21 protein-coding genes are annotated in these 22,841 nt (G+C 73.0%); 9 read left to right on the top strand and 12 right to left on the bottom strand.

Translation table 11 applies throughout. From position 1 onward, the window contains the following. Nucleotides 1-36 precede the first annotated feature (36 nt). The 4 genes from ABUW04_RS22070 to ABUW04_RS22055 form a co-directional block, all read right to left on the bottom strand. On the bottom strand, nt 37-1,668 hold the full coding sequence (locus ABUW04_RS22070) for an FAD-dependent oxidoreductase (protein WP_380566345.1): 1,632 nt from the start codon (nt 1,666-1,668) through the stop codon (nt 37-39). A 49-nt stretch (nt 1,669-1,717) separates the two neighbouring features. Beyond that, on the bottom strand, nt 1,718-2,731 hold the full coding sequence (locus tag ABUW04_RS22065; protein ID WP_380566344.1) for an alpha/beta fold hydrolase: 1,014 nt from the start codon (nt 2,729-2,731) through the stop codon (nt 1,718-1,720). A 157-nt stretch (nt 2,732-2,888) separates the two neighbouring features. After that, nucleotides 2,889-4,154 (bottom strand): low temperature requirement protein A, encoded by a 1,266-nt coding sequence (locus ABUW04_RS22060; RefSeq protein WP_380566343.1) that lies wholly within the window; start codon nt 4,152-4,154, stop codon nt 2,889-2,891. A gap of 3 nt (nt 4,155-4,157) precedes the next feature. Further along, the gene (locus ABUW04_RS22055) at nt 4,158-5,645 is read right to left on the bottom strand and encodes an aldehyde dehydrogenase family protein (protein ID WP_380566342.1); all 1,488 of its coding nucleotides are present in this window, start codon (nt 5,643-5,645) and stop codon (nt 4,158-4,160) included. 583 nt (nt 5,646-6,228) lie between these two features. Here ABUW04_RS22055 and ABUW04_RS22050 point away from each other — a divergent pair. Together ABUW04_RS22050 and ABUW04_RS22045 are read left to right on the top strand one after the other, a co-directional pair. Next, on the top strand, nt 6,229-6,564 hold the full coding sequence (locus tag ABUW04_RS22050) for a hypothetical protein (RefSeq protein ID WP_030262166.1): 336 nt from the start codon (nt 6,229-6,231) through the stop codon (nt 6,562-6,564). Beyond that, the gene (locus tag ABUW04_RS22045; protein ID WP_037597317.1) at nt 6,561-6,863 is read left to right on the top strand and encodes a Nif11-like leader peptide family natural product precursor; all 303 of its coding nucleotides are present in this window, start codon (nt 6,561-6,563) and stop codon (nt 6,861-6,863) included. The genes ABUW04_RS22050 and ABUW04_RS22045 overlap by 4 nt, the downstream gene beginning before the upstream one ends. Before the next feature lie 30 nt (nt 6,864-6,893). Here ABUW04_RS22045 and ABUW04_RS22040 read toward each other — a convergent pair whose 3' ends face one another. Continuing rightward, entirely contained in the window at nt 6,894-7,433 is a 540-nt protein-coding gene (locus tag ABUW04_RS22040) for a gamma carbonic anhydrase family protein (protein ID WP_030262160.1), read from the bottom strand. Between the two features lie 124 nt (nt 7,434-7,557). On the opposite strand from ABUW04_RS22040, the gene ABUW04_RS22035 reads away from it, so the two are divergent. Together ABUW04_RS22035 and ABUW04_RS22030 are read left to right on the top strand one after the other, a co-directional pair. After that, nucleotides 7,558-8,046 carry an SRPBCC family protein gene (locus tag ABUW04_RS22035; protein WP_030262157.1) on the top strand — a complete coding sequence of 163 codons (489 nt, stop codon included), beginning with the start codon at nt 7,558-7,560 and terminating at the stop codon, nt 8,044-8,046. A gap of 91 nt (nt 8,047-8,137) precedes the next feature. Next, the gene (locus ABUW04_RS22030; protein ID WP_380566341.1) at nt 8,138-8,926 is read left to right on the top strand and encodes a GntR family transcriptional regulator; all 789 of its coding nucleotides are present in this window, start codon (nt 8,138-8,140) and stop codon (nt 8,924-8,926) included. On the opposite strand, the gene ABUW04_RS22025 is transcribed toward ABUW04_RS22030, so the two are convergent. Next, entirely contained in the window at nt 8,830-10,074 is a 1,245-nt protein-coding gene (locus ABUW04_RS22025) for an ROK family transcriptional regulator (protein ID WP_084715304.1), read from the bottom strand. The genes ABUW04_RS22030 and ABUW04_RS22025 overlap by 97 nt on opposite strands. Nucleotides 10,075-10,175: 101 nt before the next feature. Further along, the gene (gene pdxR / locus ABUW04_RS22020) at nt 10,176-11,675 is read right to left on the bottom strand and encodes a MocR-like pyridoxine biosynthesis transcription factor PdxR (RefSeq protein ID WP_380566340.1); all 1,500 of its coding nucleotides are present in this window, start codon (nt 11,673-11,675) and stop codon (nt 10,176-10,178) included. 46 nt (nt 11,676-11,721) lie between these two features. On the opposite strand from pdxR, the gene ABUW04_RS22015 reads away from it, so the two are divergent. Further along, nucleotides 11,722-12,762, top strand: a complete 1,041-nt coding sequence (locus ABUW04_RS22015) for an EamA family transporter (RefSeq protein ID WP_380566339.1) — start codon at nt 11,722-11,724, stop codon at nt 12,760-12,762. Here the strand turns inward: ABUW04_RS22015 and ABUW04_RS22010 are convergent. Continuing rightward, complete coding sequence (locus tag ABUW04_RS22010; RefSeq protein ID WP_380566337.1) at nt 12,708-13,691, bottom strand: MerR family transcriptional regulator; 984 nt, start codon at nt 13,689-13,691, stop codon at nt 12,708-12,710. The two genes, ABUW04_RS22015 and ABUW04_RS22010, sit on opposite strands and share 55 nt — an antisense overlap. A gap of 45 nt (nt 13,692-13,736) precedes the next feature. Then, nucleotides 13,737-14,960 (bottom strand): type ISP restriction/modification enzyme, encoded by a 1,224-nt coding sequence (locus ABUW04_RS22005; protein WP_380566335.1) that lies wholly within the window; start codon nt 14,958-14,960, stop codon nt 13,737-13,739. Between the two features lie 139 nt (nt 14,961-15,099). Between ABUW04_RS22005 and ABUW04_RS22000 the strand changes: the two genes are divergently transcribed. The 3 genes from ABUW04_RS22000 to ABUW04_RS21990 are packed head-to-tail and all read left to right on the top strand — an operon-like array spanning nt 15,100 to nt 17,479. Beyond that, nucleotides 15,100-16,062, top strand: a complete 963-nt coding sequence (locus ABUW04_RS22000; RefSeq protein ID WP_380566334.1) for a hypothetical protein — start codon at nt 15,100-15,102, stop codon at nt 16,060-16,062. 5 nt (nt 16,063-16,067) lie between these two features. Continuing rightward, nucleotides 16,068-17,006 (top strand): hypothetical protein, encoded by a 939-nt coding sequence (locus tag ABUW04_RS21995; RefSeq protein ID WP_380566333.1) that lies wholly within the window; start codon nt 16,068-16,070, stop codon nt 17,004-17,006. A 53-nt stretch (nt 17,007-17,059) separates the two neighbouring features. Then, the gene (locus ABUW04_RS21990; RefSeq protein WP_030262128.1) at nt 17,060-17,479 is read left to right on the top strand and encodes a GNAT family N-acetyltransferase; all 420 of its coding nucleotides are present in this window, start codon (nt 17,060-17,062) and stop codon (nt 17,477-17,479) included. A gap of 31 nt (nt 17,480-17,510) precedes the next feature. Here the strand turns inward: ABUW04_RS21990 and ABUW04_RS21985 are convergent, their stop codons facing one another. Further along, complete coding sequence (locus ABUW04_RS21985; protein ID WP_380566332.1) at nt 17,511-20,078, bottom strand: ABC transporter permease; 2,568 nt, start codon at nt 20,076-20,078, stop codon at nt 17,511-17,513. A gap of 7 nt (nt 20,079-20,085) precedes the next feature. Then, nucleotides 20,086-20,919, bottom strand: a complete 834-nt coding sequence (locus ABUW04_RS21980) for an ABC transporter ATP-binding protein (protein ID WP_380566331.1) — start codon at nt 20,917-20,919, stop codon at nt 20,086-20,088. Between the two features lie 247 nt (nt 20,920-21,166). Here ABUW04_RS21980 and ABUW04_RS21975 point away from each other — a divergent pair, with 247 nt between their 5' ends. Next, nucleotides 21,167-22,108: a chitinase gene (locus ABUW04_RS21975; protein WP_380566330.1), complete on the top strand. Its 942-nt coding sequence runs from the start codon at nt 21,167-21,169 to the stop codon at nt 22,106-22,108. On the opposite strand, the gene bioD is transcribed toward ABUW04_RS21975, so the two are convergent. Beyond that, a complete protein-coding gene (gene bioD, locus ABUW04_RS21970) occupies nt 22,098-22,838 on the bottom strand; it encodes a dethiobiotin synthase (protein WP_380566329.1) in 741 nt (246 codons plus the stop codon). The genes ABUW04_RS21975 and bioD overlap by 11 nt on opposite strands. Nucleotides 22,839-22,841: the final 3 nt, after the last annotated feature.

Genomic DNA, 22,841 nt, shown 5'->3' with positions numbered 1-22,841 from the left:
TCCTGCTCGCGCCACTGTTCGTGCTGCCGCCGTCGGCTACCCGTTGGGCAGCCGGACGGAGAGGGGGTGGTGGAACTGGTCGGTCGGGTCGTAGCCGGCCTTGACGGCCTGCAGGCGCGGGTAGTTGTCCTTGAAGTAGAGGGTCTGCCAGGACGTCCCCGAGGTGTTCTGTGCGGGATCGGCCAGGTCGGTGTCGGGGAAGTTGATGTAGCAGCCGTCCGTCGCCGTGGCGGGCACCGGCACCCCGCCGGTGGCGCTGTGCAGGTCCTGGTAGAAGGACCGGGTCCAGGCGACGTTGGTGTCGTCGTCCGCGGGGTCGGCCCACGCCGTGACCAGCAGGGTCTTCAGGATCGAGTCCCGCTGGGCCACGGCCGTGGCGGCGGGCGCGACGCTGTTGACCTGGCCGCCGTAGGCGTACACCACCAGGGTGGTGATGGCGTTCGCAGGGGGAGCGCTCAGGTACTGGTAGAGCGTGCCCGCCTGGTCGGCGGTGAAGGGGCGGCGCAGGTAGGAGCCCTTGCTCTTGCTGCGGTTGTCGGAGGCGGGTGCCTCCGGGTAGAGGCCGGCCATCCGGGCGGTCAGCCAGTTCATGGTGGCCGTCGAGGTGCTGCTCGGGGCGCTCACCCCCTGGCTGACGGCGCCCAGATAGGAGTTCATCAGGTTCTGGGCGCCGGGCACGCCGGCGTCGATCTCAGCCACCAGGGCGATGACTCCGGCGTTGCGGCAGGTCAGCGCGAACTCGCTGTAGAGGGTGCGGTAGGGGGTGCCCGGGGCGCTGTTGGCGGCGTGCCAGGCGCCGTGGTTGGCCACCAGGCGTTCGAACGCCGTCTCGGTCAGGCCGGACCAGGGCCAGACCACGGTGGCGGTGATCACCGCCTTGGGCGGGGTGGGCAGCAGGCCGGCCGGGCCGGCGCCGGTGGCCTGCGGGGAGCGGAACAGGAAGCGGGTGACGACGCCGAAGCTTCCGCCGCCGCCGCCCGTGTGCGCCCACCACAGATCCCGGTTGGGGTCCGTGCTGCTGCGGGTGGCCAGTTGCAGGTGGGCCTGTCCGTTCCGGTCGACGGTGACCACCTCGACGCCGTAGAGGTGGTCGACGACCAGTCCCTGGTCACGGCAGAGCGGGCCGAAGCCGCCGCCCGTGGTGAATCCCGCCACCCCGACGGTGGGGCAGGAGCCGGTCGGGGCCACCATCCCGTAGGCGAGGTACAACTGCTTGTACGCCACGCCGAGTTGGGCGCCGGCCTGGATCGATATCGCCTGGTGGACCGGGTCGTAGCCGATCGCGTTCAGCTGGGAGACGTCGATGAGCGCCGTCACCTGGGGGTTGTCGACCAGGGCGTCCAGGCAGTGGCCGCCGCTGCGGACCGCGATCTGCTGCCCGGCGTCGACGGCCTGCTGGACCGCCTGGCGGGTCTGGTCGGCGGTGAAGACCTGGTTGATCCGGGCGGGTGCGCCGGTGAAGCGCCGGTTCAGGCCACGGGTGGTCAGGTAGCCGTAGCCGGGGTCGCCCGGCTGCACGGTGACCTCGCCCGGGACCGCGACGGCGCTGCCGGTGGTGCTGGTGGAGTCGGCCGCGGCCGCCGGGCTGGCGATGCCGGCGCCCGCCAGGGCCAGCGCTCCGCCTGCGGCGGAGGTGCCCAGAAAGTGTCGTCGGGTCAGTTCTGTCATCGTGGAGTCTCCTCTCCTCGGGTCTGCTGCGCGGGCACGGGGACGGCGCTCAGTCGGAGAGGAGGTCGCGCAGCAACTGGTCGACGTTCTTCACGTCCTGCTCGGACAGCGCGAAGGTGGCCAGGTGTCCGTAGGAGCTGGGGATCTCCTGGTACTTCGCTCCGGGCACCAGCGCGGCGGCGCGGCGGCTCTCCTCCGGGGGGAAGAGGAAGTCGCCGGTGAAGCCGGCGACCAGGGTCTTGGCGGTGATGCCGCCCAGGGCGTCGGCGAGTTCCCCGCCGTGGGCCGGGTCGGCGAGCGCGGCCTTGCGCGCCTGGGCGATGACGCCGTTGGGGTCCTGGCCGATGAAAAGGCCCTCGAACAGACGGCTGACGACGTCGCCGTCGGAGCTGAATCCGAGCGGCCGCCACAGCTCCTCGCCCTCCCGGTAGAAGCCCGTGGTCGGTGCGGTGATGGCGGTGACCCGGCCGACCCGGCGCAGGCCGGCCTGGACCGACTCGATGCTCGGGTAGAACCCGCCCTGCCAGGCCGGGTCGCTGGTGATCTGCTCCTCGACGGCGTAGCGCAGCCACAGCTTGGTCCAGGGCCGGGGCCGCGGCGATCCCGCGATCGAGGCCAGCCGCTTGACCATGGGCGCGAAGCGCACGGCCCACTCCCAGATCTGCAGGGACCCGACCGACCAGCCCAGGATGAGCTGCAGTTCACTGATGCCGAACTTCTCGGTGACCAGCCGGTGCTGGGCGATCACGTCGTCGCTGATGTGCACCGCGGGGAAGGCGCCGCGCTCGAACGGTGCCGCGGTGTTCTCCGGCGAGGTGCTCGGGGACAGCCCGAAGTGGCCGGGGAGGATGATGAAGTACTTCGTGGGGTCCAGCGGGCGCCCCTCGCCGATCCAGACGTCCAGTGCCTCCGGCGGTGCGGCCAGGAAGGTCGGGAAGAGGATGGCGTTGTCCTTGGCGGCGTTCAGCGTGCCCAGGGTCCGGTAGGCGAGCTTGGCGTCGGGCACGGTCGCCCCGCCGGCGAGGGAGAAGTCGCCCAGTTCGAAGAAGTCGAAGGTGGTCATGGTGTGCCTTTCACTGGGTACGGGTGATGGCGGGTCAGTTCCTGTCTAGTTCAGCGGGGACGGCCGGGCCCGGTCGGAGCACGAGCCGACCGCGATTCACGGGATTTCCTGCGGGTACTTCGGCAGGTCGGGCCCCGGCGCCCCGGCGCCGGGGCTGTCAGTCCGACACGTCGTCGTCCGGTTCCGCGATCAGGACGGCCCCGGGGGCGGGCCCGGTGGTGACTACGAGCAGACCCGTCAGCGCGGTCATCGCGATCCCCGTGCCGAGGATGGGATGCGGTGTGAACCCCAGCCCGGCGATGACCGGGGCGGCGAGGGCGAACAACGGGCTGCCGGCGGCGGCGTGGTGCGGGCGGAGCTGCAGCACCCAGACGGCGGCGACGAACAGGGCGACCGGGACGGTGAAGACCGCACCCGCCTGGTGCGCGCTGAGCACGGAGTGCCCGGTGGTGCGGTCGACGTTGGCAGCGAGTCCGGCGCCCACGGCCGCCGCCGCGGAGAAGACGGGCAGGTGTCCGTACCCCCAGGCGAACCCGATCCGGCTGGAGTGCAGGAAGCGGTGTGCGGGACGGGCGAAGTACAGCCACCACATGGAGAACAGCGTGAGCAGTCCGCCGACGGCCGTCTCGTCGAGCTCCCCGGAACGGGTGCCGTCCAGCGCGGCCTGCAGCGCGCCCGTGGAGGCGAGCACCGACTCGCCGAGCACGATCAGCGTGAACAGGCCGAAGCGCTCGGCGATGTGGCGGGGGTGCCAGGGGTTGGCCCCGGCGCGGCGGGCCAGCAGCGGGACGGCCAGCTCGGCCAGCACCATGACCGGTGCGAGCTCAGGCCACAGCCGGTTGCCGGCGACCAGGAGCAGCATCCAACCGGCCCAGCACAGCGCCAGGCCGCCCGCGTAGCGCAGCGCGATGCTGCGGCCCACGGGGTACTCCCGGGCCGCCCGGAGCCAGTGGGCGATCAGGCCCAGCCGCAGGATGCCCCAGCCGACGGCCAGCACGGTGAAGTCGCCGTGCGCGAACACCAGCGGGATGCCGGCGGCCAGGATCAGGCTGCCGGTGATCTGGACCAGCGTGGTGGCCCGGTAGAGCAGGTCGTCGTTGTCGTAGACGGAGGCGAACCAGGTGAAGTGCATCCAGGCCCACCAGATCGCGAAGAACACGGCGGTGTAGCCGGCCAGTCCGGTGCCCAGGTGCCCGGCGGCCAGGGCGTGGCGCCACTGGGTGGACGCCTGGGAGACGGCCACGACGAAGCAGAGATCGAACAGGCATTCAAGCGGCGTGGAGACCCGGTGCTCCTCGGCGGGGTCGCGGGCCACCATGGGCCGCAACGCGGCGCGCCCGCGCGGTGCGGGCTCGGCCGCACCGCGTGCCGGACTCCTCTCGGAGACCGGCGCGGGCGGCGGCGGGTTGGAAGGTATCCGCACGTGCTACTCCCGCAAGTCCATCCAGACGCTCTTGACCTGGGTGTAGTTGTGCATGCTCTCGGGTCCGAACTCGCGGCCGTAGCCGGAGTGCTTGTAGCCGCCCATCGGCATCATGGGGTCGAACTGCGAGTAGGTGTTGACCCAGCAGGTGCCCGCGGCCAGCGCCCCGGCGACCCGGTGGGCCCGCTTGGCGTCGCGCGTGTGCACACCGGCGGCCAGACCGTACTTGGTGCTGTTGGCCAGGGCGACCGCCTCCTGCTCGGTGTCGAACGGCAGGACGGTGAGTACCGGACCGAAGATCTCCTCCTGGGAGATGCGCATGTCGGGGGTGGCGTCGGTGAAGATGGTCGGCCGCCAGTAGAGGCCGTCGGGCTGCTCCGGGTTGTGGAAGGCGGTGCCTCCGGTGGCCAGGCGGGCGCCTTCGGCCTGGCCGATCCCGACGTACTCGACGACCTTGTCGTACTGGGCCTGGTGGGCGATCGGCCCGAACCAGGTGGTGTCCAGCAGCGGGTCGGCGGGGGTGACCGCCTCGGCCTGCGCGACCAGGCGCTCGGTCACCTCGGCCAGGACGGAACGCTGCACCAGCAGTCGGGTGCCGGCCATGCAGTACTGGCCGGTGTTGAAGAAGGCGGCCCAGAAGGCGTCGTCCACGGCCCGGTCCAGGTCGGCGTCGGCGAAGAGGATGTTCGCGGACTTGCCGCCCAGCTCCATGGTGACCTTCTTCAAGGTCGCGGCCGCCGCGCGGATGATCGACTGGCCGACCGCGGTCGACCCGGTGAACGCGATCTTGTCGACGCCCGGGTCGTCCACCAGGGTCTGGCCCAGCTCGGGACCGGGACCGGTCACCACGTTCAGCACGCCTTCGGGAAGGCCCGCCTCGGCCAGCAGTGCGGCCATCTTCAGGGCGGTCAGCGGCGTCGGCTCGGCGGGCTTGTGCACCACGGTGTTGCCGGCCGCCAGGGCGGGGGCGAGCTTGCTGGTGGAGAGGATCAGCGGGAAGTTGAACGGCGTGATCGCGCCGACCACACCGACCGGCTCGTGCAGGGTGTAGGCGAAGGTCGGGGTGCCGGTGGACCGGGTCGCCCCGTCCAGATGGGCGGCGAGACCGCCGAAGTACCGGTACGCCTGGGTGACGAAGGGCAGGTCGATGCCGGAGGAGACGCTGATCGGCTTGCCCATGTCGATGGTCTCCAGGAAGGCGATCTCCTGGGCGTCGCGTTCGATGAGCTCGGCGGCGCGCAGCAGCACCCGACCCCGTTCGTGTGCGGACATCCGCGGCCAGGGTCCCTCGTCGAAGGCGCGCCGGGCGCTTCGCACCGCGCGCTGCATGTCGGCCGGATCGGCCGCGGCCACCTGGGTGGTCACGGTGCCGTCGGCGGGATTGAGGTTCGGGATGGTGCGGCCCTCGGCCGCGTCCGCCCAGGCGCCGTCGATGAAGAGCTGACCGGGTCGGACCGTACGGAGGTGGGGGCGTGCTTCGGTGATGGACATGCTCTCTCCTTCGGTGAATGTGGTGACCGGCCGTCAGCGACCGGACACCACCGGGGTGAGGTCGCACGAGGTACGCGTTCCCGGGGGCGGGGGCCCCGGCGACAGGTGCCTGGTCTGCACGGCACCGGCCCGGTGGCCGGTCTCCGGCGGATGAGTCTCCATCGGGGCTCTCCGTTCTCAGGTGGCAGCCGCCTTCCAGCCGTTCGCGCGGCACCGTCGTGACGTGCCTGGCTGCCAGGTGGTCAGGGGCTCGGGTCGCGGCGCAGGAGGCACCGCAGACTTCACCCCATCCTCGGCCGCGGCGCAGCTGGTGGGCGGGCGGGGAACCGGATCGCCGGGTACTGCGTCAGGTCGTTCCGTTTGCTCCGGCACGTCCTGCCGGCCGCGGCGTCCGGTCCGGCCCGGTGCGGGTCCCCGCCGGCCCGCCGGGCCTCCGGCCATCCGCCGCCGACTTGCCGCAATGCATCCGCTCAATCCGGTAAGTGCCGTTCCCGACCGGCCTGTCGGTCCGCCGGCCGGACATCTGACGTTGGCTGGAGGGTGCCAGAGAAGCGCACACGCAGAAGAAGGAGAGAAGGCCACCATGTCCCAAACGGATTTCCTGCGGTTCCTCTCGGAGGTCGGGGACGACCCGCAGCGGCTGGCCCGCTACGACCGCTACAGCCTCGCCCAGCTCATCTTCCACAGCGGCAATGAGGGCTACTCGTTCAACGTGCCCGACATCGAGAGCGTGGTCGGGCAGTTGGAGGCGAACGTCATCATCAAGAAGGACAACGAGGCGTTCGACGGCAGCAGCAGCCTGTGGCGCTCCATGTGGGGACGCCGGCACCTGGACTACGTGGTGCGGCACCTGATCAGTCGACACACGGCCGAGGAACTCGCCCAACTGGCGACTCCGGGTGCGGGGGAGGCGAAGTGAGCGAGAACAACGTCGTCGAGTTCCTCGGCCGGCTCGGGGAACAGCCCGAACTCCTGGAGCGGCTGCAGCCGTTGAGCAAGGCGGAGGTGCTGGAGGCCGCCGCCGTGCTGGGGCTGCCCTTCACCGAGGCGCAGTTCGACAGCCTGATCTGGAGCCTGGAGGAGAAGCTGGCCGACCGCCGCCACGAGCCGTTCAGCGAACGGTTCTCGCTGTGGCACGTGATGTGGGGACGCTACTACCTCGAGTACCTGGTGCTCGACCTGCTGCCGGCCCTCCAGGACACCGCGCTGCTGCCCTGACCGCGGGCGCGCCCCGTCCACTGCTCGGCTTCAGCCGCCGAACGCCTCGCGGTGCTGACCGCTGAGGGCGGTGTACCACTCGGCGTTGAGCTGGATGTGGGCGCGCTCCTCGTCGGTCAGTTCGCGCCTGACCTTCGCCGGGACGCCGGCCACCAGCGAGCCCGGCGGGATCCGCATCCCCTGCGGCACCAGCGCGTTCGCGGCGACCAGCGAACCCGCGCCGACGACCGCGCCGTTGAGGACGGTGGCGCCCATGCCGACCAGGCAGTCGTCCTCGACGGTGCAGCCGTGCAGCACGGCGTTGTGGCCCACCGAGACCCGGGCGCCGACCGTGGCCGGGAAGCCGAAGTCGGCGTGGACCGAGCAGTTGTCCTGGATGTTGCTGTCCACCCCGAGGGTGATCGTCTCGCAGTCGCCGCGCAGCACCGCCCCGTACCAGACGCTGGACCCGGCGGCCAGGCGCACCGAGCCCAGCACCGTCCCGGTCGGGGCGACGAACGCCTGCTCGTCCACCTCCGGGGTGCGTCCGGCGACGGCGGCGATCAGCGGTCGGGCTACGGGTTCGGTCATGGGGTGCTCCCGGACGGATCAGGTTCGGACGACGAACGGTGACGGCAGACGGTTCGGTTGCACGCTACCGCCGACGCCGCACGCCGCCTCCGCGGGGCCGCCCGCAGCCGCGAGACTTCGGTGCATGACCTCTCGACCCGCTCTGCACCGCTACCGCTTCACCACCGTCTGGGACCTGCCCGCGCCGCCGCGGCGGGTGTACGACGTGCTGTCCGATCCGCGTACCTATCCCGTGTGGTGGCCGGAGATCCGCGAGGTCCGGCAGCTCGACGAGCACACCGGGGCGATGCGGTTCCGGTCGCTGCTCCCGTATGAATTGCATGTGACCGCGCATGAGGCGCGGCAGGATCCGGCGGCCGGGGTGCTGGAGGCGCGGCTCACCGGGGACCTGGAAGGAAGCACCCGCTGGACCGTCACCAGCAGGGGCGACGGCGCGGCGGTGGCCGTGTTCGACGAGGACGTCGAGGTCCGCAAGCCGCTGATGCGACGGCTCGCGCTGCCCGGCCGGCCGGCCTTCAGGATCAACCACGCGCTGATGATGAGAAGCGGAATGACCGGCTTGACACGGTATCTTGCCGTGTGCGACGTCCTCTGCATTGGTCTTGACCAATGATCCGCGAAACCCCTACTGTCGCCATAGTGCAGGGTCCTTTAAGAAATAAGGGCTCATAAATACGGGCACCGGCTCACAGGCGGAGGACAGGGTGGGGACCACACAGGCCGCGCGCGGGAACGGGGTTGCCGTCGCCGACGCGCCCGAACCCAAGTACTGGCATCTGCGCACCGTCCTGGTGCGGGCGCTCGACTCGGAGTTCCAGGCCGGCGAGGTGCTGCCCAACGAGCGGGACCTCTCGGCGCGTTTCGGCGTGGCCAGGGCCACCCTGCGCCAGGCGCTGGACCAGCTGGAGCTGGAGGGCAGGCTGGTGCGCCGCCGCGGCATCGGCACGCTGGTCGCCGCGCCGCGGATGGGCGTCCCGGTGGCCGAGACCGCCGGGCGCGACAGCTGGCGGATCGTCGACGCCGGGTACGCGCCGGCCCCGGCCGCCGTCGCCACCACCCTGGGCATCCCGGCCGACGAGCCGGTGCACGCCGTCCGCCGGCTGCGGATGATGCACGGTCAGGCCATCGGCGCCGAGACCCTCTACGTGCCCGACGCCGTGGTGCCGCACGTCCCCGCCATCTTCGCGAAGTCCAGCATCGCCGACTCCAGCCGGGCCCGCTCGGTGCTGCGCCAGCTCCAGCGGCTGGAGCTGGACGGCGAGTCGCGCTCGGTCGAGCTGGGGGTCGCCGAGGAGGAGCAGGCCAGGATGCTGGAGCGGCCGCCGGGCACCCCGGTACTGGTGCTGACCACCCGCTACCAGGCGCAGGGCGGTACGGCGGCGGTCGCCGTCTCCACCTACCGCGCCGACATGTGCCGACTGACCTTCGGAGCCTCCGGCGTCGTCGACGTCACCCCGGCCGCCCCGGCCGCCGAGGTCCGCACCGCCTCCTGATCCACCGAGAACAGCTGCTCCTCGGCGTGTTCGAGGGCCAGCCGCAGGGCGCCGGTGGCGATCACGTCGTCACCGAGCGCCGACAGCCGCACCACCGGCGGGCGCAGGCACATCCGGGTCAGCTGCTCGCGCAGCGGGTCCAGCACCCCGTCGAGCCCGGCGGCCCAGCCGCCGACGACCACGATCTCCGGGTCGATGGCCAGCACCAGCGCGGCCACGTCGCGCACCAGCCGGGCCAGGAAGCGGTCCCGGACGTCCAGGGCGACCTGGTCGCCCTGTTCGGCCAGCCGCAGCACGCGGGCCACGGCGGCCTCGTCCAGCGGGTCGATCGGCTTGCTGGGCGCGGAGAGCAGCTGGGCCGGGTTGGACTCGCGTCCCAGCAGGTGCAGCGAGCCGATCTCGCCGGCCGCGCCGCCGAAGCCGCGGTGCAGCCGTCCGTTGATCAGCGATCCGGCGCCGGGGCTGAGCCCGGCCAGCACGAAGACCACGTCGCCCATGCCGGCCGCCGCGCCCTTCCAGTGCTCGCCGATGGCGGCGAGGTTGGCGTCGTTCTCGACCAGGACCGGGCAGCGGAACGAGCGGCGCAGCCGGGCGCCCAGCTCCAGACCGGTCCAGCCCGGCAGCGCGGTGCCCAGTCGCACCACGCCCTCGGCGTCCACCACGCCGGGCGTGCCGACACCGACCGCCCACAGGGTGTCCCGGGAGACATTGGCGCGGCGCAGCAGTTCGGCGACGGTGGCGCGGACCAGGCCCAGGCGTTCGGTGGCGCCGGTGGACTCGTCGATGGGGCGGGCGTAGGAGTCGATCAGCCGGCCGGTGAGGTCGGCGAGCGCGACCCGGGTGCCGTGGGTGCCGATCTCGATGCCGAGCAGGTGCCCGGCCTCGGCACGGAAGCGGAAGTGGCGGGCCGGGCGTCCGCGCTGGCGGGTGGAGTCACCGCGGCGGGAGTCCGGGTCCGGGTGCACCTCGACGACCAGTCCCGACTCGATCAGGCCTTCGATGACGCCCTCGACGGTGGGGCGGGACAGGCCGGTGTCGCCCACCAGCTGGGTGAGGGTCAGCGCGTCGCCGCCGCGCAGGGCGTGCAGGGTCACGGCGGAGTTGATCCGTCGCAGCAGCGACGAGTCGCCGCCGGTGAGCTGTGCCAACTCTTCGCCTTCCCTCTCCTGGATGCCCGGGGGTAGCCGGATCGTATCCGGGCGGTGTGCGCGCCCGCGAGCATTTGTGCAGCTCATGAACGGCTTCGGTATCAAACGGCAACACTGCGAAAAGATTCGGCCAGTCTGCCGAGCGCCCGCCGGATCTCGGAAGGCGTCAGATGGGCGTAACCGAGGACGAAGCGGGCGGGGGCGGCGTGCGCGGCGGCGGCTGGCGAAGGGACGGCGTCCGCCGCGTCGGCCGCCGGGGCGGTGGCGCAGTAGTCGCTGAGCGGGCGCAGGCGGACCCCGGCGGCGGCGCAGACGGCCTCGGGGACCGGGAAGGGGAACTCGGCGATCAGGTGCAGCCCGGCGGCGACGCCGCTGATCCGGACCCCGGGCACGGCCGCGGTCAGCGCCTCGATCAGGGCGTCCCGGCGTTCGCGGTAGCGGCGCTGGCACAGCCGCAGCTGCCGGTCGTAGCGCCCGGAGCGCAGGAACGCGGCGAAGGCGGCCTGTTCGGCCACCGCGTTGCCCAGGTCGGTGACCCGCTTGGCCTCCACCAGCTCGTCCAGCAGCTCCGCCGGCGGCACCATCCAGCCCAGCCGCAGTCCCGGGGCCAGCGACTTGCTCACCGAGCCGGTGTAGAGCACCAGGTCCGGTGCCAGGCCCTGGAGCGCGCCGACCGGGGCCCGGTCGTAGCGGAAGTCGCCGTCGTAGTCGTCCTCCACCAGCAGGCCGCGGCGGTCCGCCGCCCAGTCGAGCAGCGCGGCCCGGCGCGCGGGGGAGTGGACCACGCCGGTGGGGAAGTGGTGCGCCGGGGTGATGACGGCCGCGCGGGCGCCGCTGGCGGCGAGCGCGCCCGGATCCAGCCCCTCCGCGTCCACCGGGACCGGGACCGGGCGCAGCCCGGCGGCGGACAGCAGCGGGTACTGGGACAGGCTGCCCGGGTCCTCCACGGCGACCACCCGGTGGCCGCGGGCCCGCAGCACCCGTCCCAGCAGGGTCAGCGCCTGGGCCACCCCGGAACAGACCAGCACCCCCTCGGGGGCGACCACCACACCGCGGCGGCGGGACAGCAGCTCGGCCAGGGCGGCGCGCAGCTCCGGCAGGCCCTGCGGATGCGGGTAGTCCAGGGCCGCGTCGGGCAGTCCGGCCAGGGCGCTGCGGTGCGCGGCGGACCAGGCGGCCCGGGGGAACAGTGCGAGGTCGGGCAGGCCGGGACGGAAGTCGGTGACCCGAGTGGTCGGCGGCCCTGGGCGCGGCGCGACGGGCGACGGGGGCGTACGGGTGAGCGCGGCGACCCAGGTGCCCGAGCCCTGACGGCTGGTCAGATAGCCCTCGGCGGTGAGCTGTGCGTACAGCTCGCTGACCAGGCCGCGGGAGACCCCGAGGTCCCGGGCCAGGTCGCGGGTGGACGGCAGCCTGGTCCCCGGCGCCAGCCGTCCCTCGCGCACCGACTGCCGGAGCGCGGCGCCCAGCTCCCGCCCCCGACCGCGCGGCGGGCCCGAGGCGGCCGGGAGCAGCAGCTCCCAGGCGGGGGAGTCGGCGGGCTCGCCGGTGGCCGGATCGGTGGGGGTGGCTCCGGTCGAAGTGGTCCAGGAACTCCGCATGGAAGTGGACCTTAACTCGGACCACTGCGCGGACGAAGCTGCCGGTATGAACCGACCGACCCGCCCCCGTACCCGCCCCCGCTCCGCCGCGTCCGGTGCGTCCGGTGCGGCGCTCGCCGGTGGCGCCGCCTTCCTGGTCGGCACTAGCTTCGTGGCGATGAGCCTGCTCGGCGGCTATCCGGGCCTCGGCGGCCAGGGCCTGCGCTACGGTGCCGCGGCCGTGGTCCTGCTCGCCCTCGCCGCCCGGGGACCGCGCGGGCTCGCCCCGGCCAGGGCGCTTCCGTTCCGGCTGTGGCTGCGGCTGGCACTGCTGGCCGCCACCGGGATGGTCGGCTTCAACCTCGCCGTCCTCACCGCCGAGCGCAGCGCGGAGCCGGCCGTGCCGGGGGTGGTGGTCGGCTGCGCCCCGCTGGCGATCGCGGTCCTGGCACCGCTGCTGGACCGTCGCCGTCCCTCGCCCCGGATCGCCGGGGCCGCACTGCTGGTCGTCGTCGGGGCGGCGGTGGTCCAGGGCTTCGGCCGCACCGACGCGGCCGGACTGGGCTTCTCGCTGCTCGCCCTGCTGGGCGAGGTCGCCTTCGGCCTGGTCGCGCTACCGCTGATCCCGCCGCTGGGCCCGCTGCTGCTGTCCGGCTGCGCCTGCGCGGCGGGCTCGGTCCAGGCCCTGCAGCTGGGACTGCTGCTGCAGGGCCCGGCGGTGTTGCGGCTGCCGACCGCGACCCAGGCCCTGGCGCTGGCCTGGATGGCGCTGCCGGTCACCGTCCTCGCCTTCTGGGCCTGGTACACCGGCGTCCAGCGGCTGGGCCCGGAACGCGCCGGTCTCTTCTCCGGTGTGATCCCGGTGGCGGCCGCGGCGACCGCGCCGCTGGTCGGCACGGGCACCCCCGGGGTCGGCCAGCTCGCGGGCAGCCTGCTGGTGGCGGGCGGGGTGGTCGCCGGGCTGGTCGCGGGAGCGGGCGCGGGAGGTGGAGCGGGTCCGGGCGTCGCACCCGTCGCCCACCACCCGGTCCGTCCGGCCGGGCTGAGGCTGCGTCAGCGCCGGGGCGCGGCCTCGGCGGAGTCGAGCGCCTCGACCAGCCAGGTGTAGACGGCGGCGCGGGAGGTGGGCGGCTGCTGGTCCTGCAGCACGGCCAGCAGCTGGCGGTAGCGCTCCAGCCGCCCGTCGAGGCCGGCTTCGAGGACACCCCCGACCCGGGCCCGTACCGCCGCTCGGCGCTCGGGTCCGGAGCCGGCCCCCAGCAGGTGGTCGACGACGGCAGCCGCCCGGGGCGAGTCGGGCGCGACGCCCTCCCGCAGCGCGGCGCCGACGGTCCGCTCCAGGTTCTCCGCGAACCGGCTGTGCCGATCCGGCTGCGGCCCTGCCTCCCGCCGTGCCCCCGGCTCAGCTTCGGTCCTCGTGGTCGCACTCTGCTGCACGGCCCGACGCGTCAGCTGCTGGAACCCCGGGTCCGACACCAGCTCCGACAGCTCCAGCCAGGCCTCCAGCTGCTCCTGCGTCGGGTCGTCCGGCAGCCGGTGGACGTCACCGCGCAGCCGGTCGCGGAGCTCCGGCCCGACGTCCAGGCCGGCGCAGGCCCGCGCGGCGAAGTCCTCGATCATCTGCTGCCGTTCCTGCGCCGACAGCCGCGCCATACGGTTCAAGCGGTCCATGTTCCCTGGCTCCTCCCGATCTCCTGCGGCAATGGCGGACAGCACCGCGCGGCGCAGCCGCAGCGTGGCGATCTGGGTGTCCAGCGCCGCGACATGGGTCGCCGCGACTGCGGCCACCGTGCTCTCGCGGTCCAGCACCCGGCGCACCTCGGCGTGGCCGAACCCGAGCTCGCGCAGCGTGGCCACCAACTCCAGCCGGGCCACCCCGGCCGCGTCGTACAGCCGATGCCCACCCGCACTGCGCGTCGCCTCGGGCACCACCCCGACCTCGGACCAGTACCGAATGGTCCGCACCGGAAGCCCGGTGCGCCGGGCGAGTTCACCGATCGTCAGCAGCACCGCGGCTGCTCCCTGCCTGCCGTCCATGCCCCAGAGTCTGCGACCTCCAGCCGCTGGAGGTGCAAGCCGCAGTCACAGCAGGGCGAACTGGCCGTCCGGGCCTTCCTCGTGGTGGAGCAGGACCGAGGCCGGGCGGCGGGAGTGGTCGCGGACCGGGAGGACTCCGGCGGCGGTGAGGTCGGCGGTGCCGACTCCGCCGTCGGCGGCCCGGGCGGTGAGGTCGGTCAGGGCCGGACGCAGTTCGGCCAGCAGGGTCAGCACGGTGACCAGGTCGACGAGGTCGGCGGTGTACTGCTGGGGCCAGCCGGTCAGGGCCAGGGCCTCCAGGGTGCCGGGCCGGGCCTCGGGGTCGGCGCAGCGTTCGGCGAACCAGCGGGTCAGCACCGGTTCGCCGGCGGCGCGGAACCCCCAGGCGCTGCGGGCGACCGGGGAGAGCCGACCGGTGCCGATCAGCAGGGACTCGTCCTCGGGGTCGTGCTCCAGGGCGTCCGGCAGCCCGGTCACCCGCTCCCGGACGAAGGGACGGCGCCCGCCCGGCATCCGCAGCGGGCCGAGCCCTGCGGTGGAGCGTTCACCGAAGGTGTGCAGCCAGAGCACCCGTCGGCCCAGGTCCAGGCCCTCCGCCCAGAGGCCGGGGTCGGCGGGGAGGGGTACAGGGACGTCCTCGCCGGTGCGGCCGAGCGGGTGCGCGGTCACCGCCGCGATCCAGGCGAGCAACTCCTCGGGCCGGACCTGGACCCCCAACTTCCGTCTCAGCAGCGCGGTCAGACCAGGCGTCAGGTTCGGCTCCAGGCCGCCCGGGCGGCGGTAGAGCGGATGGATCCGGCCGACCCCCTTGGGCCGGGCGCCGTCCGGCAGCTCGCACGAGAAGGCGACGGCGGGGCCGTCCTCGACGTCGCCGGGCTGGACGGGCTGGACCGCGGCGAAGAGCTGCCGGCCGTCCGCGACCCGCCACAGCTCGGGCCGGGGCTGGTCCAGCAGTCGCTGGTCGGCCAGCAGCCACTGCCGGTCGAACGCGCCGTGCCGGACCCGTACCGGCTCGGGCGCGGAGCCCGGCTCCTGGGACAGCCGCCGGGTCGAGGTCGCCTGCCCGGGCAGCTGCGGGACGGCACTGTCCACCGTCCGCGACCGGCTCGGCCGGAACAGCTCGGCCCGCTGCACCGGATCGGCCTCGGCCAACCTGCGCCACCGCGCGGCCAGCACCTCGGGATGCGCGGACCTGACCCACCCCCGCCCCACCCGCAGCCCGGCCACCGACCACGGCATCAGCTCGCTGAGCAGCGGCACTCCGGCCACCTGGCACCTCCCACCGGTCATCGTACCGAGCCGGTCCGACACGGCGCCGTGGTAGCCGGGTGGGAACCGCCGGAAAGCGGAAGAGGAACCGGACAGGGGATTGCCGCGTCACAGGGCCATGACTCGAACTGCGAACCTTATGGCGCTCCTTGCGGCCGGCGCAGCGCTGCTGTTGGGGTGTGCCGCGCAGAGCGCTCCCGGTACTTCCTCCGATACCTCGCGGCTGTCGCTCTCGGTGGCCCCGTCCCGGGCGGCTGTCGCGTCGCCGCAGCAGACCGCGCGGGCGGATGTGGCCGCGCGGCTCGGCGCCTTCGTGGCGCCGCCCGGTGCGCGGCGGCTGGCGGGTGCTCCGGCGGGCTCGGCGGGCCTGTTCCCGGCGTTGACGGTCGGGGGCAAGGTGGTGGCCGCCGTCGGATGGTGGACCTATCCGGGGACGCAGCAGCAGGCCGCCGACTGGTTGACGTCCCATGTCCCCCGGGGCACCGTCGGGACGGGGTCCAGCGGTAGGGGACGCAAGGGAGCGGCCGGAGGCGTCGCCCAGGTCGACTCGGTCTTCTACGGACAGCGGGCGACCGCGCTGCTGTCCCAGCGTCGGCTGGAGATCGATCTGGCCACCTTCCACGGGAGCACGCTGCTGCGGATCGATGCCGTGGACACCTGGCGGCCGGCGCACCCGGCGGCGGCCGTGATCCCGTCCGGGGTGACCCGCATCGTGGTCACCGCCGACCCCGCGTCGTCGAGCGCGGCAGCCGGTGTTCCCGGGCCCGCGAACAGCGCGGCCACGTCCGGGTCGTGGACCCAGGTGACGGTCACCGACCCCGGGCCGGTGGCGAAGGTGGTGGCCCTGGTCAACGCCCTGCCCACGCCGGTGTGGGGCATCCCCTGCCTGGGAGGCGCGAGCGGCGGGATCGTCGTCGGTTTCTACCGCGACAGTGGCGGTGCGACCGCCACGACACCGGTGGCCGTGGCGGTCGACAGCGCCGCCGGATGCGGGAGCACGGAGTTGAGTGTGCGCGGTGGGCCGCAGAAGGTCGCCCTGGTCGGGTCGGAGCAGGAGATCCTGGCCGCGCTGAAGCTGACCCTCCCGAGTCAGGTGCAGTGATGGTCATGGTCCGAACCGTGATCCGTACGGCGCTCCTCGCAGCCGGCGCAGCACTGCTCGCGGGGTGCGCCTCACAGTCCGGCCCCGGCGCCGCCTCCGCCTCTCCGTCCACGCGTCCCGCCACCTCGGTGGGCCCGTCCCGACCGGCCACCCTGTCGCCGCAGCAGACGGCCCGGGCGGACGTGTCGGCGATGGCCAAGGCCTTCGTCGCACCGCCCGGCGCACGGCGGTTGGCCGGCGCGCCCACCGGATCCGCGAACCTGCTCCCGCCGTTCTCCTTCGGCGACAAGAACGATGTGGTCACGACCGGGTGGTGGAGCTACTCGGGGACGCTCGACCAGGCCGTCGGCTGGTTCATGTCCCATGTTCCCCCGGGTACCACCCGCACCGGCACGGGCACGATGAATTCCATACCTTTCGTCACCTTCGGCCGCCCGGCCACCGCGCTGCTGCAGTCGCGCGAGTTGGACGTCCAGGTGGCGGTGCACGACGGGAGCACATTGCTGCGGGTCGACGCCCAGGACACCTGGCGTCCGGCGCATCCCGCTGCGGCCGTGATCCCGGCCGAGGTCACCCGGCTCGTGGTGATCGCGTCCCCGGGATCCAACCCCAGCAAGGCGCTGCCCGGGCAGCGGACCCTGGCGACCGTCACCGACCCCACACTGGTGGCGAAGACGGTGGCTTTGGTCAACGCGTTGCCCACCGCGCCGGTCGGGGTGTTCAACTGCCCGAACGACGATGGAGCCGAGCTCACCCTCGACTTCTACCAGGGGCACGGCGACACCGACGGCACGTCGCCGGCGGCCGTGGTGGTCGACCGGATGGGCGGCTGCGGGGGCACCCTGCTGAGCGTCAGGGGTGGGCCGCAAGGGGTCGCACTCGCCGATTCCAGTCAGCAGATCCTGAGTCTGCTGAAGCTGACCTTCCCAGGTCGGGCGGGCTGACGCGGCAGGGAAACGGCTCGCGAGGGATCGGTGCGGTGTGCGAGTCTCTGGCCATGACCGATCTGATCATCCGTTCATCGACCCCCGACGACGTCACCGCACTGCTGGAGTTCTGGAGGACCGCCGCAGAGGGGACGAGCATCAGCGACGACGAGGACGGGGTGGGCCGTCTGATCGCCCGGGACGCCGAGGCGGTGATCATCGCCGAGCGGGACGGCCGGATGGTGGGGACGGTCATCGCCGGGTGGGACGGCTGGCGCTGCCACCTCTACCGGCTCGCGGTGGACCCCGGTTCGCGCCGTCAGGGGATCGGCGGCGCGCTGCTGGAGGCGGCCGAGCAGCGCTTCACCGCGCTCGGCGGCCGTCGCGGTGACGCGATGGTGCTGGAGCGCAACGAGCTCGGGCAGCGGGCCTGGCGGGCCGCCGGGTACGCGCCCGAGCCGCAGTGGCGGCGCTGGGTCAAGAAGTTCTGAGCCCGGTACTCCCTTCGGTCATTCGTGGGCGTCATTCGTGGGCGATGGCGGCCAGGACGTTCAGCCGGGAGGCGCGCAGGGCCGGCCCAAGGGCGGCCAGCAGGCCGACCAGGGCGGCGCCGAGGACGACGGCGATCACCGTGGTCCAGGGTATGGAGAGGGCCTGCATGCCCTTCAGTGAGAGCAGGTGCTGCGCCGCCAGCCCCCAGACCAGGCCCAGGCCGAGGCCGAGGACGGCGCCGAACAGGGCGATGACCACCGACTCCAGCCGCACCATGCGGCGCAGTTGACGGCGGGACAGGCCGATGGCGCGCAGCAGGCCGATCTCCCGGGTCCGCTCGACCACGGACAGGGCCAGGGTGTTGACGACGCCGAGCACGGCGATGATGATCGCCAGCGCCAGCAGGCCGTAGATCAGGTTGAGCAGGATGTCGATCTGCTGCCGGATCAGCTTCTTGTAGTCGGACTGGTCCCGGACCTGGACCTGCGGGTCCTTGGCGATCGCCGTCGTGATCGCGGCCTTGACCTGCGCCTTGTTCGCGCCGGCGGCGACATTGACGAACACGCCGTCGTCCTGCACCCCGGGGGCGTACCGCTGCAGTGTCGCGGTGCCCGTGACCGGGTTCTTGCCGATGCCGGTGAGGCTGTCGTCGACGTTGTCGATGGCCGCGACGGTGAGCGGGACCCGGGTGCCGTCGGGGAACAGTACCGTCAGCGTGCTGCCGAGGGTGAGGTGGTGGTCGTCCGCGTAGCTGGAGGCGATCATCACCGCGCCCGGGGCGGTGGCCGCGGCGACGGTGCCGGAGCGCAGCGACAGGTGGACCACCTGGTCCAGCCCGTCGGTGCTGCCGAGCATGGAGACCTTGGTCGCGCTGCCGTCGGCGGCGATCTCGGTCACCGGGACGGCCTGGGTGCGCACCAGCAGGCCGACCCCGGGGACCGCTTGGACGGACCGGGCCACCTCGGCCGGGAAGGGCTGGCCCTGGCCGTTCTGGATGATGAGGTCCGCGCCGACGGTCTTGTCGACCTGCTGGTCGAACGAGGCGCCCATCGAGGAGCCCACCACCGACAGCGCCGCCACCAGCGCCAGACCGATCATCAGGGCCGAGGCGGTGGCACTGGTCCGGCGCGGGTTGCGGAGCGCGTTGCGCTGGCTGAGCGAGCCGATGGACCCGAAGGCGCGGGGGAACCAGCCGCCCAGTACCCGGATCACCGGTCGGGCCAGCAGCGGGCCGGTCATGATCAGGCCGATCAGGCTGAGCAGGACGCCCAGGCCGAGGTAGCCCGCCGCCGCCCCGGCCGCGTGCAGGGTGCCCGCTGCCGCCAGCGCCAGGGCGCCGAGGAACAGCACGGTGCCGCCGAGCAGCGCCCGCCGCCGCAGCGGCGCGCCGCGGCCCGGGGTGTCGGCCTCGCGCAGCGCGGCCATCGGCGACACCGAGGCGGCGCGCCGGGCCGGGAGGTAGGCGGAGACCGCGGTGACGATCACGCCCACCGCGTAGGCGGCCACCGGGGTGGGCCAGCGGAAGGCGATCTCACTGCCCTTCAGCTCCATGCCGACCCCGCCGATCAGTTTGATCAGCAGCTGCGCCAGCCCCACCCCGACCAGCAGCCCCAGGGTGGAGCCGACCACCCCGAGCAGCACCGCCTCCACCATCACCGAGCGGTTCACCTGCCGTCGGCTGGCCCCCAGCGCGCGCATCAGGCCGAGCTCCCTGGTGCGCTGGGCCACCAGCATCGAGAAGGTGTTGAGGATCAGCGAGACGCCCACCAGCACCGCGATCCCGGCGAAGCCGAGCAGCGCGTCCTTGATCACCGACAGGAAGGTGCCCAGCTGCTGGGCCGAGTCCTTGGCGGTCTCGGCGGCGGTCTTGACGTCGTATCCGGCGCCGACCACCGGCAGGATCCGCTGCTTCAGCACGTCATCGGAGACGCCCTTCGCCGCGGTCACGTCCACCGAGGTGACGAGCCCGGTGCGGCCGAGCAGCCGCTGCTCGGCGGTCGCGGTGTCCAGGAAGACCAGGGTGGCGCCGGGGTTGGTGGTGTTGAAGGTCGCGATGCCGGTGATCCGGATTGGGAAGCTGCCGGGGCCGGCGATCACCCGCAGCTGCTGGCCGATCGTCAGATGGTGCTTGCGGGCCGTGTCGGCGTCGATGACGGCCTGGCCGTCGCCGGCCGGGGCGCTGCCGGAGGTCAGGTCCACCACCGAGCGGGACGTGGGCACCCAGTTGACGCCGATGGTCGGCGCTCCGCCGACCGAGCCGATGTTGTGGTTGGCCGCGTCCACCAGAACGATGTTGGACACCCCGACCCCTGGCCGGGCGGAGGCCACCCCGGGGACCGCGGCGACCTTCGCCACCAGCGCGTCCGACTCGGTGGCCACCGCGCCGGAGAGGTCCTGCCGACCGCTGCCCACCTCGCTGTGCGGGGTGACGCTGACATCGGGGGAGGTGCTGCGGAACAACCGGTCGAAGGTGCCGCTGATGGTGTCGGTGAACATCAGCGTCCCGGCCACGAAGGCCACCGAGAGCAGGACGGCCAGCAGCGAGAGGACCAGCCGGCCCTTGTGGGCCAGGAAGCCGCGCAGGGTCGCCTTCAGCATGGTGCGGTCACCGTCCCCCCGGTCGGTGGTTCTCGGTGGTCCCGGAGGCGCGGTCGTCCAGGCGGCCCATCCGCTCCAGCACGGCGTCCGCTGTCGGCGCGACCAGCTGTTCGACGATCCGGCCGTCGGCCAGGAACAGCACGGTGTCGGCGTAGGAGGCGGCGACCGGGTCGTGGGTGACCATCACCACGGTCTGGCCCAGTTCGTCCACGCTGCCGCGCAGGAAGCCGAGGACCTCGGCTCCGCTGCGCGAGTCCAGGTTGCCGGTCGGCTCGTCGGCGAAGATGATCTGCGGCCGGGAGGCCAGCGCGCGGGCCACCGCGACCCGCTGCTGCTGGCCGCCGGACAGTTCGGACGGGCGGTGCCGCAGCCGGTCGCCGATGCCCAGGGTCTCGATGACGCGTTTGAGCCAGTCGCCGTCGGTTCGGCGCCCGGCGATGTCGCCGGGCAGGGTGATGTTCTCCTCGGCGGTCAGGGTGGGCAGCAGGTTGAAGGCCTGGAAGACGAAGCCGACGTTGTCGCGGCGCAGCCGGGTCAGCTGCTTCTCGTTGAGAGCGGTGATCTCGGTGTCGCCGATCCAGATCCGGCCGGAGCTGACCGTGTCCAGGCCGGCCAGGCAGTGCATCAGCGTGGACTTGCCGGAACCCGAGGGGCCCATGATGGCGGTGAAGCGGCCGCGCCCGATCTCCACGTCCACCGCGTCCAGCGCCACCACCCGGGTGTCGCCCTCGCCGTAGGCCTTGGTCAGCTGCTCGGCCCGGGCGGCCGGCGGCAGCGGACCCGGTTGCGGCCCTGGTTCCGGCTGCCGGTCCGGTGGCACGGGCTCGGAGATCGCAGGCATTGACCCACCCCCAGTCGGTCCGCCGCCGGTTGTGCGGCGCCTGGGAGGAGCCTATGCGGGGCCACTGACAGTCGGCATCCTCCTGCGGGACACCCGTCGGCTACAGGTGTCCCTTACACGCAGTCAGCTGCCGCTTCGGCGCGACCTCTTGACAGTGCCCTGGCAAAGGGCCACGATCCTCCCCATGCAGTTAGGAAACCTTCCTAACGAGAATCCGACCAGCAACTGAAGCAACTGAAAGGTCGTCATGGCGAAGACCCCCACACGCTCCGTCGCCCTCGCCGCCACCGCAGCCCTCGCCCCCGTGCTGGCCCTGCTCGCCGGCGCCCTTCCGGCCCACGCCTCGGGCTCCTTCCCCACCCACTACTCCGCGCCGTACCTGGAGCTGTCCAGCAGCAGCGCCGGGGACATGGCGGCGGACCTGAAGGCGAGCGGCGACAAGTACTACACGCTGGCCTTCCTGATCCCCAAGTCCGGCTGCACGCCCAAGTGGGAGGACGGCGACGCCTCGCTCGGCGCGTTCACCTCGCAGGTCAACTCGCTGAAGTCGTCCGGCGGCAACGTGATCGTCTCCTTCGGCGGTGCGTCCGGCGGCGAGATAGCCCAGACCTGCACCTCCGTCAGCAGCCTCACCGCCGCCTACGCCAACGTCGTGAACACCTACGGGATCACCCGGCTGGACTTCGACATCGAGGGCGACTACCTGAACAACACCGCGGCCAACTCCCGCCGCGACCAGGCCCTGGCCGCGCTGCAGAAGTCCAACCCCTCGGTGCAGGTGGACTACACCCTCCCGGTCGACCCCACCGGCCTGGAGTCCAACGCGCTCACCCTGCTCAAGGACGCCAAGAGCAAGGGCGTCAACGTCAACCTGGTCAACATCATGACCATGGACTTCGGCGACGGCGAGAACGCGCTCAAGGACGCCGAGTCGGGCGCCACCGCCACCGAGAAGCAGTTGGCCTCGCTCTACGGCACCAGCGCGTCGGCGACCTGGAACAAGATCGGCCTGACCCCGATCGCCGGCCAGAACGACGACAACGAGAACTTCACCCAGGCCAACGCGACCACCCTGGAGACCTTCGCGGCCTCCAAGGGCGTTCAGGAGCTGGCGTTCTGGGAGGTCGACAGCTACGACAAGGCCACCAAGTACGCCTACTCGAAGATCTTCAACAAGATCACCGGCTGAGCACGGGGGAGGCTGGCAACGGCCCCTCCCACACCCCGCCGAGGGCGGGCGCGAGACAGGAGCGGGCCGTGGTCCGGAGGGAGACACGGTCCGCTCCGTCGCCCGCCGATCCGGCCGGCAGCGCCCCCAGCAGCGGGGCGCCGGCCACCACCGGCAGGTCGGCCAGATTGCAGCGGGCGGCCAGGTCGGGTTCGGCCGGCCAGGCGCCGATCACCAGTCCCAGCAGCGGGACGCCACGCGCCCGCAGCGCCTCCGCGGTCAGCGCCGTGGTGTTGAGCGTGCCCAGACCCGCCGTGGTCACCAGCAGCACCGAGCAGGCGTGCCCCAGCGCGGTCAGTGCCGCCGGCACCTCGGCCAGCGTCGAGCCCTGCTCGTCGTAGCGGACCAGCAGCCCGCCCGCCCCCTCGACCAGGACCAGGTCGTGGTCCAGGGCCAGCCGGGCCGCCTCCTCGGCGACCTGCTCCGGCGACACCGGCGGCAGACCGCTGCGGGCGGCGGCGGTGGCCGGGGCCAGCGGCTCCGGGTAGCGGCCCAGCTCACTGGTGGTCAGTTCGCCCGCCAGGCGCACGACTTCGTCGACGTCGCCGGACTCGTCCGGGGCCACTCCGGTCTGCGCGGGCTTGAGGACCGCGACCCGCCGGCCCGCACCCAGCGCCAGCGAGGCGACGGCCGCCGTCACCACGGTCTTGCCGATCTCGGTCCCGGTGCCGGTCACCAGCATGATGGTCATCGC

Origin of the sequence: Streptacidiphilus jeojiensis (assembly GCF_042510965.1) — a bacterium.
Taxonomy (GTDB): domain Bacteria; phylum Actinomycetota; class Actinomycetes; order Streptomycetales; family Streptomycetaceae; genus Streptacidiphilus; species Streptacidiphilus jeojiensis.
The sequence above is the reverse complement of the archived record's forward strand: the minus strand, read 5'-3'. Positions and strand labels throughout refer to the sequence as shown.

What these genes read in the sequence shown, in the direction of transcription:
- ABUW04_RS22070 (WP_380566345.1), bottom strand. Translation starts at nt 1,668, where the DNA reads ATGACAGAACTGACCCGACGACACTTTCTGGGCACCTCCGCCGCAGGC.
- ABUW04_RS22065 (WP_380566344.1), bottom strand. Translation starts at nt 2,731, where the DNA reads ATGACCACCTTCGACTTCTTCGAACTGGGCGACTTCTCCCTCGCCGGC.
- ABUW04_RS22055 (WP_380566342.1), bottom strand. Translation starts at nt 5,645, where the DNA reads ATGTCCATCACCGAAGCACGCCCCCACCTCCGTACGGTCCGACCCGGT.
- ABUW04_RS22050 (WP_030262166.1), top strand. Translation starts at nt 6,229, where the DNA reads ATGTCCCAAACGGATTTCCTGCGGTTCCTCTCGGAGGTCGGGGACGAC.
- ABUW04_RS22040 (WP_030262160.1), bottom strand. Translation starts at nt 7,433, where the DNA reads ATGACCGAACCCGTAGCCCGACCGCTGATCGCCGCCGTCGCCGGACGC.
- ABUW04_RS22035 (WP_030262157.1), top strand. Translation starts at nt 7,558, where the DNA reads ATGACCTCTCGACCCGCTCTGCACCGCTACCGCTTCACCACCGTCTGG.
- pdxR (WP_380566340.1), bottom strand. Translation starts at nt 11,675, where the DNA reads ATGCGGAGTTCCTGGACCACTTCGACCGGAGCCACCCCCACCGATCCG.
- ABUW04_RS22015 (WP_380566339.1), top strand. Translation starts at nt 11,722, where the DNA reads ATGAACCGACCGACCCGCCCCCGTACCCGCCCCCGCTCCGCCGCGTCC.
- ABUW04_RS22010 (WP_380566337.1), bottom strand. Translation starts at nt 13,691, where the DNA reads ATGGACGGCAGGCAGGGAGCAGCCGCGGTGCTGCTGACGATCGGTGAA.
- ABUW04_RS22000 (WP_380566334.1), top strand. Translation starts at nt 15,100, where the DNA reads ATGGCGCTCCTTGCGGCCGGCGCAGCGCTGCTGTTGGGGTGTGCCGCG.
- ABUW04_RS21995 (WP_380566333.1), top strand. Translation starts at nt 16,068, where the DNA reads ATGGTCCGAACCGTGATCCGTACGGCGCTCCTCGCAGCCGGCGCAGCA.
- ABUW04_RS21990 (WP_030262128.1), top strand. Translation starts at nt 17,060, where the DNA reads ATGACCGATCTGATCATCCGTTCATCGACCCCCGACGACGTCACCGCA.
- ABUW04_RS21985 (WP_380566332.1), bottom strand. Translation starts at nt 20,078, where the DNA reads ATGCTGAAGGCGACCCTGCGCGGCTTCCTGGCCCACAAGGGCCGGCTG.
- ABUW04_RS21980 (WP_380566331.1), bottom strand. Translation starts at nt 20,919, where the DNA reads ATGCCTGCGATCTCCGAGCCCGTGCCACCGGACCGGCAGCCGGAACCA.
- ABUW04_RS21975 (WP_380566330.1), top strand. Translation starts at nt 21,167, where the DNA reads ATGGCGAAGACCCCCACACGCTCCGTCGCCCTCGCCGCCACCGCAGCC.
- bioD (WP_380566329.1), bottom strand. Translation starts at nt 22,838, where the DNA reads ATGACCATCATGCTGGTGACCGGCACCGGGACCGAGATCGGCAAGACC.